At 64.3% G+C, this 7784-nt stretch carries 7 protein-coding genes; 3 read left to right on the top strand and 4 right to left on the bottom strand.

What is annotated here, in order from left to right:
- Positions 1 to 292: 292 nt before the first annotated feature.
- Entirely contained in the window at positions 293 to 1423 is a 1131-nt protein-coding gene (locus RMCN_RS02645; RefSeq protein WP_409366030.1) for a L,D-transpeptidase, read from the bottom strand.
- 774 nt (positions 1424 to 2197) lie between these two features.
- Between RMCN_RS02645 and RMCN_RS02640 the strand changes: the two genes are divergently transcribed.
- Both RMCN_RS02640 and RMCN_RS02635 read left to right on the top strand, forming a co-directional pair.
- The gene (locus tag RMCN_RS02640; protein WP_067387077.1) at positions 2198 to 2410 is read left to right on the top strand and encodes a hypothetical protein; all 213 of its coding nucleotides are present in this window, start codon (positions 2198 to 2200) and stop codon (positions 2408 to 2410) included.
- Positions 2411 to 2539: 129 nt separating this feature from the next.
- Positions 2540 to 3196, top strand: a complete 657-nt coding sequence (locus tag RMCN_RS02635) for a DUF305 domain-containing protein (RefSeq protein ID WP_067387076.1) — start codon at positions 2540 to 2542, stop codon at positions 3194 to 3196.
- 572 nt (positions 3197 to 3768) lie between these two features.
- Here the strand turns inward: RMCN_RS02635 and RMCN_RS02630 are convergent.
- Complete coding sequence (locus tag RMCN_RS02630; RefSeq protein ID WP_067387074.1) at positions 3769 to 4140, bottom strand: ArsR/SmtB family transcription factor; 372 nt, start codon at positions 4138 to 4140, stop codon at positions 3769 to 3771.
- A 78-nt stretch (positions 4141 to 4218) separates the two neighbouring features.
- On the opposite strand from RMCN_RS02630, the gene RMCN_RS02625 reads away from it, so the two are divergent.
- Entirely contained in the window at positions 4219 to 6231 is a 2013-nt protein-coding gene (locus RMCN_RS02625) for a heavy metal translocating P-type ATPase (protein WP_084377057.1), read from the top strand.
- A gap of 38 nt (positions 6232 to 6269) precedes the next feature.
- On the opposite strand, the gene RMCN_RS02620 is transcribed toward RMCN_RS02625, so the two are convergent.
- Complete coding sequence (locus tag RMCN_RS02620) at positions 6270 to 7406, bottom strand: sensor histidine kinase (protein ID WP_084377055.1); 1137 nt, start codon at positions 7404 to 7406, stop codon at positions 6270 to 6272.
- A 59-nt stretch (positions 7407 to 7465) separates the two neighbouring features.
- Positions 7466 to 7784: winged helix-turn-helix domain-containing protein (locus RMCN_RS02615; protein WP_131808487.1), on the bottom strand; the 319-nt coding region annotated here is incomplete at its 5' end.

Raw genomic sequence — 7784 nt, 5'->3', positions numbered from 1 at the left:
TCGCCGACGAGTTCGGGGTCGCGCTCCCCGGCGAGTCGGTACACGCCGTAGTGCGTGCCGGCATACAACACGCCGTCGGAATCCACGCCCATGCCGTGGATGTGCGCAAGACCCCTGGGGTTGGATCGGCCAGAGGGGCTGTCAGCACTTGAGCATGCTCCGCTCAGCAATGCGGTAACCGTAGAGATAATGATCAAGGCTGATCGCATGGGCGCGTGCCATCTCCCGGGGTCTGTCCCCGACAGCCGCCTGTGATGATTATGCAGCGTTGATCGGTACTGTTCGGTGTAGCTCAGAGGTTCGCATTTCCTGCTCGCCACTGCTCCCACGGGATATTCCAATCACCGAGGCCGTCGGTACCGGACAGTGTTTGCCCTACGGTGTTGACGACTTCGACGATGTCGCCGCGCTTGGTGTTCTCGTAGAACCAGACGGCATTCGCGGGGCTGACGTTGAGGCAGCCGTGGCTTACGTTGGCACGCCCCTGACTGCTGACCGACCATGGTGCTGAATGCACATATATGCCGCTGTAAGACATCTGGGTCGCCCAATCGACATCGAGCCGGTAACCGTCTGGTGAATTGACCGGCACGCCGTAGGTCGACGAGTCCATGATCAGATTCGGGTACCTGTCGCCGATGATGTAGGCGCCATTGTCAGTGGGTGTGCTGTCTTTACCCATGGACATCGGCATGGTCTTGATCAGTTCGCCGTTACGCCTGACGCTCAGCGTCTTGGTGCTGTCGTCGGCGGTGGCGATGATCTGGTCGCCGATGGTGAACCGGGTGCTGAGGTCGTCCTGGCCGAACAAGCCGTTCCCGAGGTCGACACCATACGTTTTGACCGAAACCTCAACGGTAGTACCGGGTTTCCAATATTCGGCCGGACGCCAGCGGACCTCGCGGCTGCTGAGCCAGTAGAACGCTCCGTCTACCGGGGGAGTAGTGACGACCGAAATCGCGTTCTGGGCAGCCAGACGGTTCGGGATGTCCTCGTCGAAGCGGACGGCGATGGGTTGGCCGACTCCGACGACTTCGCCATTGTTGGGCATGACGTAAGGCATCGTCAGGTTCTTCGGCGACTGCGTTTGGAATGTCATGCTGTTGCGTGTGATGCCGCCGAGTCCGAGCGCTTCGGCGTGCAACGTGTACTGCTTGTTGTAGCCCAGTGGCTCGGTCGTGGCCCACGTCACTCCATCTGGGCTGAGCTGCCCGTCGACCGGAATGCCGTCTGCATTGACCATGGTGACCGGGCCGAGGACGCCGTCGCCGGCGGTCACCGTGACAGGAGAGTCCACCGCCACACCGACGGCACCGTCTGCCACTGAGGATTGCAGCGTAGGTACCAGTAATTCGCTATACGGGTCGCCCTTGTCTGCGATCACTTGCGGTGGCCGCGGGGCCGCGTTGCTGCTGCATCCCATGAGCAGCACCGTCAAGGCCACCACCGTCCCGGCGATGAGCCCGAGCCGAGTGTTCCGCCGACCGATCCGTGAAGTCCGCCGCCGCAGCAGCATGGCTACCCCTTTTCTGCCGTCGTCTCAACGCAGATGCGACGGCTGCAAGCCTCGATGTCCTGCGCCGTCCCGCCGCGTTGCACATGTGACCACCCTCCATGGTCGCCGCTCGGTGTTTTGCTTTCCTGCTCCTTCGTGGAAGGCTCGGTAAAGGTTTGAACGTCGCCTTTGACCTACAACACGAGCGTGTCGCCACCGAAGCGGCTACTGCATCGATACGTACATCGTAACTACCCCGCGGCGCAAAGGTGGGTTGACTGCGCGGCGCGAGCGGGCCGAGTGCACCTGACACACTCGGTGATGGGAGGGTCTGGCGCGTCAGGGTGAAATCCTCAGCTGCTACTGGGTATGCGTAGTTGTTACGTATGTAATGAGGTCAGCTGGGGTCGTACCCCAGCGAATCGCCGGCGCCGCGGTGTTGCGCGGCGCACGACTGACGCTCGCAGAGTTGCTTCGGTACTCGGTTGCGGCGGGCGCATGAGCCCCGGTGATCGCGGCCGATTATCGCGACGCTTGGGCTGTTATGAAGTGGTGGGAGGCTTGAGGTCGTGACCGGGGATGCTGCGGTCGTCCCGCTTCCCAACGAGGTCGATGCTGTCTTGTTATTCCTCGTACACGACTTGACGCGCAGCCCGACGGCTGTTGAACACGCCCTAGCCGCAGAAGGTCCAGGCGCTTCGAGTGGTGGCCTTCGACGCATTGCACGCCACCCACCGGATGGCTATGCCGGTCGACATGATCGTTGAAGCCATCGACCGTCGTCATGTGACTACGTTGGAGCGGTTTGAGGCACCGTGGAACGTGGCTCGTTTCGTTCCCGATCCGAGGGTCGGCCGAGTGCTGGCCAGTGTGCACATGTTTTCCTCCGGACACATGGCGGGCCATCACGACTAAGGGATCGGCGACAGAAACGCTAGCTCCGGCGGTCAGGGTCTTTACCGATTCTTCATCGAACATGGACCCGACCCTTTAGGTTTTGCCTGCAGGCTGGCTAGCTGCGCAACGAAAGGAATTCGCGTGCAAATGAACCGGATAATCGGCATCGCCGTCGCTGCAGTGGCGGCAGCGCTCGCATTGAGCGCCTGCAGTAACAGCTCACAAAGCGAACAAGACACGTCGTCGATGACTACCTCGGCGGTGGCCACCCCGTCGTCATCCGCTTCTGCAAGCAACGGCGCCCAAGCTCAAGCGCACAACGACGCCGATGTCACCTTCGCCCAAGGGATGATCCCACACCATCAGCAGGCAATTGAGATGAGCGACATGCTGCTGGCTAAGCAGGGCATCGATGGGCGCGTGGTGTCGTTGGCCAACGAAATCAAGGCGGCTCAGGGCCCGGAAATCCAGCAATTGCAAGGCTGGCTATCAGAATGGGGCGTGTCTTCCACGACGTCTCCGGGCGCCGGTATGCCGGGCATGCCCGGCCATGACATGGGCAATATGGGCGGCGGCGGCATGATGACCGAGCAAGACATGACCGCGCTTCGTAACGCGCAGGGTGTCGAGGCGAGCAGGCTGTTCTTGACGCAGATGATCGAGCATCACCGAGGTGCGGTCGCGATGGCGCAGACTGAGGTCGACAACGGCCAGTTCGCGGCGGCGATCGAGATGGCACGTTCGATCATCGCCTCGCAACAAAAAGAGATCGAGACCATGGAGCAGATCCTCGGCTCGCTGTAGGGGTGCCAGAAAGCTAGGAGCGTCGAGCTCTCCTCGATGTCCCCGTGCCGGTGATTCCCGCCGGCGCGGGGACCCTTGCAGCGATCCGCAGGTCAAGAAGTTTGGAGGGCTTGAACCTCGATCGCCGTCTTCGCTGCGGCGAGATGTGTTGGCCCACTTGGGTCACCGGAAATTTTTGTGCCGAAAGCCGAAAACGTGATCCTGCTCGGACGACCCAGGCCTCGGCAAAACACTGGGCGATCGGGCTCGGGCATGAAAGCTGCCCACGCCCGGTACTCTTCAACACCGCCAGCAACTGGATCACGCGCCTGTCGACCGCGCACCACGCTAATCTCCTAGCGCCAGCTGAAAAAGATCCGCCGCTAGCAGCCGGGCTCGGTCATGGTGACCCTCAGTCTGCGTTCGGCCGCTGGGAAAAAGGTTGTCCGACACAGTGGTAGCCGCGATTATGATCGATCGCCTCGTGCATCATGACGCCGATCAACGCTGATGCCGCACAAATCGACTGCTGCCCCGTTCAGTACCCTTTGATCGCGAAACCCATGTCATGCTTAGGCATTGACGTGAATGACCTAGCGTCGCGATGACGGGCGGCGTCGGCTAACCGGTTCTGCGGTGGTGGGGTCGGCGGTGATGGTGTCGGCGCCGAAGAGCGCTTGGCTGAGCACTCGCAGCACGTCGGTGTCGGCGGGCGAGTAGTAGACGAACGTTCCGTCGCGGCGGCTTTTGACCAGGCCGGCCAGCCGCAGCTTGGCCAGGTGCTGGCTGACCACTGTGGGCGCGGCATCAGCGAGATCGGCCAGGCACGCCACCGACGTTTCACCTTGCAGCAGCGCCCACAACACCTTGACCCGGGTCGGGTCGCTGAGCATGCGAAATGTCTCCGCGGCCCTGGTGACCTGCTCCTGGGTGGGCATCGAGAAACCCGCAAAGGACGAGTGCACGGCCAAAGTATAGCGCCGTCTGCGTGATGATCTGCCCATCTGAGCGCGCATTTGCGTATATACGCGAATGCGGCAGCTATGAATCCGGTGACCACTGACGTGCAACACGCCACCACCGCGCTGCAGCGCTCCCCGATCGACTCCTGGCCGGCGCGCCGATCCACCGCCTGGTCGTTACCGGAGGTGCGGTGGGCAGTGGCTGCGACCGCACTGTTCGGGGCGGGGTCGCTGGCGCAGCTCGCCGGGGGGCCGGTCTGGCTGTACTGGGCGCTGTATCTGGCCTGCTATGCCGCCGGCGGCTGGGAACCCGCCCTGGCAGGGCTGAAAGCCCTGTTGGACAAGACCCTTGATGTCGATTTGCTGATGGTGGTCACGGCCATCGGCGCGGCCGCCATAGGCCAGGTCTTCGACGGCGCCCTGCTGATCGTCATCTTCGCGACCTCCGGGGCGCTGGAGGCGGCGGCGACCAAACGCACCGAAGACTCCGTGCGCGGACTTCTCCATCTGGCGCCCGAAACCGCCACCCGCATCACCGATTCGGGTGAGGAGATTGTTGATACCGCGACTCTCGACGTCGGCGACGTGCTGTTGATCCGTCCCGGTGAACGCATCGGCGGCGACGGCGTGGTCCTCGAGGGTGCCAGCGAGGTCGACCAGGCCACCATCACCGGTGAAGCCCTGCCCGTCGACAAGACCGTTGGTGACGAGGTGTTCGCCGGCACCGTCAACGGCACCGGCAGCCTGGGGGTGCGGGTTTGGCGCCCAGCCGCCGACACCGTCATCGCCCGCATCGTGGCCATGGTCGACCAGGCCAGCGCCAGCAAGGCCCGCACCCAGCTGTTCATCGAAAAGGTCGAACAGCGCTACTCAGTCGTCATGGTGGCCGCCACGATCGCGTTGTTCGTCATCCCCATGCTGGTGGGCTCCGACCTGCAATCAGCGCTGTTGCGGGCCATGACATTCATGATCGTGGCGTCACCGTGCGCCCTGGTGCTCTCCACCATGCCGCCACTGCTGGCCGCGATCGCCAACGCCGCCCGCCACGGCGCGCTGGTCAAATCCGCGGTCGTACTGGAAAAACTCGCCGGCATCACCCACGTGGCTTTCGACAAGACCGGCACACTCACTGAGGGAACGCCGCAACTCATCCACATTCGCCCCCTGCCCGCGGGCCACCTCGACGACACCACACTGCTAAGGTTGGCGGCCTCCGCCGAACACCCCTCCGAGCATCCGCTGGCCCGCGCTATCGCGGCCGCCGCCCACCACGCACAGCTCACCATGGTCGCGGCCACCGACTTCACCTCGACCCCCGGGCGCGGAGTGCGAGCCCGCATCGGTGAGAACATCGTTGAAGTCGGCAGCCCCGCCCTACTCCAAGATCACGACACCGCCGCCCACGCCACCGCTCGCGAACTGGAAGACACCGGCCATACCGCCGTGATCGTGCGCGTCAACGAGGCCCCCGCCGGGGTCCTCGGATTATCCGATCGTCCTCGCGAGCAGGCGGCCGACGCCGTTGCTCACCTCGCCACGCTCACCGGCGCCCAGCCGATCCTGCTTACCGGCGATAACCGCCGAGCAGCGGCCCGCATGGCCGCCGATCTGGGCATCACCGATGTCCGGGCCGGGCTGCTGCCCGAGGACAAAGTCAGCGCCGTCCGCGAGCTTGAAGCCAGCGGCGCCAAAGTCATGCTGGTCGGTGATGGAGTCAACGACGCCCCGGCCATGGCCGCCGCCCACATCGGCGTCGCCATGGGACGAAGCGGCTCCGACCTCGCGCTGGAAACCTCCGACGCCGTAATCACCCGCGACCTGGCCACTCTTCCCGCCGTCCTTGAATTGGCGCGCCGCGCCCGCCGTGTCGTGGCCGCCAACCTGATCATTGCCGCCACGTTCATCGCGGTCCTGGTCACCTGGGACCTCGTCGGACATCTCCCGCTGCCGCTGGCTGTGGCAGGCCATGAAGGCTCCACTATCCTCGTCGGCCTCAACGGGTTACGACTTCTGCGCGCCAACGCCTGGCCCACCGCCGCCAAACGCCGCGGTAAACCCAGGGAGACAGACCGATCTGACACGACACGCCGCTAATTACATAGTCCGGCCGCGGACGTGGACAGATTGTCCAATTAGGGTCGGACGTGCAGGTCTTGAGACTCTGGCCTCGGCAAGTCTGGTCGGCGGCGCTCCGACGTGGCGACCGGAAGTGTGATGATGAACGTGGCCCCGGTGCCCGGTCCTTGGCTGCGTGCTGTGATGGAGCCCCCGTGTGCCTCGACGAGTGCTTTTGCGATTGCTAAACCGATGCCGGCTCCGCTCTTGTCGTGGGTGCGTTCTGCTTCCACGCGGTAGAACCGCTCGAATACGTGCGGAAGGTGTTGGGCGGGAATGCCTTCGCCGGTGTCGGAGATGCTGACTTCGAGCTGGTGACGGTCTATGTGGACGCGGACGTCGACGTGGCCGTGCGGCGGTGTGTGCCGCAATGCGTTGTCAAGCAGGTTGGCCATTACCTGAGCGAGTCGCTGCGGGTCGCCTGAAACTGCGGGAACGCGGGGTGGCAGGTGGGTGGCCAGGGTTACCTGTTTGGCTCGGTAGCGTTTGGCTGCGGCGCTGACCGCGGTCCTGACCAGCTCGGCGATGTCGGTGTCAGTCGTCGTCATCGATGCGGAGCTTTCCTCAGCTTGAGAGAGAGCGGCGGCATCTTGGGCGAAACGCACCAGTCGGCGCGTCTGATCACGCAGCATGGCAGTGGTGGTCGGAGTCAGTTTCTCGACACCGTCTTCGACCGCTTCCATGTAGGCTTCCAAAACCGCGACCGGAGTGCGGATTTCGTGGGCCAGGTCAGCGAAGAGGTGGCGGCGGGTGGCGTCCACGGCCTGCAGGCGACCGGCCATCTGATTGAACGCAGCCGCCAGCGCGTCGAAGTCCTGCCCGAGGTGCGGTGGAGCTACCCGCACGGTGTAGCGGCCGTCGGCGACCGCGGTCGCTGCTGAGGCTACTTCTGTGACGGAGCGCTGCAGGCGCCGGCTGATGTACCAGCTGACCGCGAAGGCCGCCAGTACCGAGACCGCCAACGCGCCGCCCACCGCGGCGACCATGGCGTACTGGTAGGCCTCCTCGGCATGATGCTGCTCGGCCGAATGTGGCGCGACGCCGGCCTGGCGCAGGTGGTCACGAAACAATGGTGGCCCTACGATGGCGGCGACCATCCAGGTGGTCAGCGCACCGGCCAGTAACACCATGGTTTGAGCGACCAGTAGTCGCATGCCGATCCCCGGGCGCCACCAAGCGCGCACCGGCGCTCGTTGGGCGTTCGCAGCCGCGCTCACTGTCCGCCTCCCATCCGGTATCCCACGCCGCGCACGGTCAGCACATAGCGCGGGGTGCTCGCGTTCTCGCCCAGCTTGCGTCTCAAATGACCGATGTGCACGTCGACGACGTGCTCGTCGCCGACCCACGGTCCCTCCCGCACCGTTTCGAGTAGCTGGCGGCGAGTCAAGACCACGCCCGGGCGCGCAGACAACGCACTCAGCAAGTCGAACTCGGTGCGAGTCAACCGGATCGGCTCACCATCGAGGTGCACCTCTCGGGCGGCGATGTCGACTTGCAGCTTCCCGAAGCGCCGCGGCGGTGCAGCCTGGTCG

This window comes from Mycolicibacterium novocastrense, assembly GCF_001570485.1.
In the GTDB taxonomy this organism is placed as follows: Bacteria; Actinomycetota; Actinomycetes; order Mycobacteriales; family Mycobacteriaceae; genus Mycobacterium; species Mycobacterium novocastrense.
Note: the sequence above shows the minus strand (reverse complement) of the source record. Positions and strands in the feature narration are given on the sequence as shown.

Excerpts from the sequence above, each read along its gene's own strand:
- RMCN_RS02645 (WP_409366030.1), bottom strand. The coding sequence starts at position 1,423 with ATGGGATGCAGCAGCAACGCGGCCCCGCGGCCACCGCAAGTGATCGCA.
- RMCN_RS02635 (WP_067387076.1), top strand. The coding sequence starts at position 2,540 with ATGAACCGGATAATCGGCATCGCCGTCGCTGCAGTGGCGGCAGCGCTC.
- RMCN_RS02625 (WP_084377057.1), top strand. The coding sequence starts at position 4,219 with ATGAATCCGGTGACCACTGACGTGCAACACGCCACCACCGCGCTGCAG.
- RMCN_RS02620 (WP_084377055.1), bottom strand. The coding sequence starts at position 7,406 with ATGCGACTACTGGTCGCTCAAACCATGGTGTTACTGGCCGGTGCGCTG.